This is a genomic window from uncultured Campylobacter sp. (genome assembly GCF_937981295.1).
Classification (GTDB): Bacteria; Campylobacterota; Campylobacteria; order Campylobacterales; family Campylobacteraceae; genus Campylobacter_B.
This window is the reverse complement of record NZ_CALJPC010000019.1, coordinates 1-1,132: the sequence shown is the minus strand read 5'-3', so window position 1 is coordinate 1,132 and position 1,132 is coordinate 1. Positions and strand designations below refer to the sequence as shown.

The following is a 1,132-nucleotide window of genomic DNA, read 5'->3' as shown; positions in this document are numbered from 1 at the left end:
GGCGAGCGCAAGTACTCGCTCGTAAGCTTCGACGGCGATTATTTCATCAAAGATTAGCGAATTTAAAGGAGCAAACTATGACAAAATTTAAAATTAAGCGCGTCTATGAGAGCGCGGAGGAAGAGGATGGATTTCGCGTGCTTTGCGACAGACTTTGGCCGCGCGGCATAAAAAAAGATGCGCTGGAGCTTGATATGTGGGCAAAGGACATAACGCCTAGCACCGAAATACGCAAGCTTTTCGCGCATAAGCCTGAGAATTTCGCCCATTTTAAGGAGCTTTACCTGGCTGAACTTGAGCAAAATCTCGCCGTAGCTGAATTTTTGAAAAAGGTTAAAAACGAGCCGGTCGTCACGCTGCTATATGCCGCAAAGGACGAGCACTGCAACCACGCGATGATTCTGCGTGATTTTCTGCAAAACAAGGTGCGCTGAAATTTTGCGCTCAAAGCGCACCGCTCGCCATAATTTTAAAGCAAATGTAAAACCGACTCACTCGCCAATCCACTAGTAAAACCAATGTGCGAGGCATAGAATTCAGCGAACAAGGCTTAAGCGGAGCGGTCTTAAAGCCTTATCAGGCGCGATTTGAGATAAATTTTCATCCGGATGTACACTTTGCAAATGAGCATAAAACAAACGCTAAATTTTGCGTCAGAGCTCTAAAAAACGCAGAATTTTATAAAAAGCGAATAAAATTTCAAGGAAAATAACTCGATTTAATATATGCAAATTTAGAATTTCATCTATTTTTTAACGCTATTTTTCATAATGCAAGCTAGGAATTTAAAAAGTGAGCTTAATATAAATTCGCAACAAATCAAATTAATTTCTTACACGCAGCACTTTTAAATTTCATTTAAGGATTTACCGCTAACATTGCTCGTAATTTTTCACAAGGAGAAACAATGGCAATCAGTGCTAGAAATCAGCTTCATGTCGTGATAAGCGATGTAAAAACAGGTGCGGTAAATTCGCTAATCACAGCTAAAACCAGAGGCGGCGACGTGCTAAAAGCGACCGTTACGGTCGATTCTGAAAAAACTTTGGATTTAAAAGCAGGCAAAGAGGCGGTATTTTTATTCAAAGCCCCAAATGTCATCATTTCAAAGGGAGAAAATGATCTTCGCCTA

2 protein-coding genes are annotated in these 1,132 nt (G+C 40.8%); both read left to right on the top strand.

The features are described 5' to 3' along the window. Positions 1-77: 77 nt before the first annotated feature. The gene (locus Q0135_RS02025) at positions 78-434 is read left to right on the top strand and encodes a DUF488 domain-containing protein (protein WP_297987841.1); all 357 of its coding nucleotides are present in this window, start codon (positions 78-80) and stop codon (positions 432-434) included. 473 nt (positions 435-907) lie between these two features. Further along, positions 908-1,132: molybdopterin-binding protein (locus Q0135_RS02020; protein WP_297987839.1), on the top strand; the 225-nt coding region annotated here is incomplete at its 3' end.

Excerpts from the sequence above, each read along its gene's own strand:
- Q0135_RS02025 (WP_297987841.1), top strand. The coding sequence starts at position 78 with ATGACAAAATTTAAAATTAAGCGCGTCTATGAGAGCGCGGAGGAAGAG.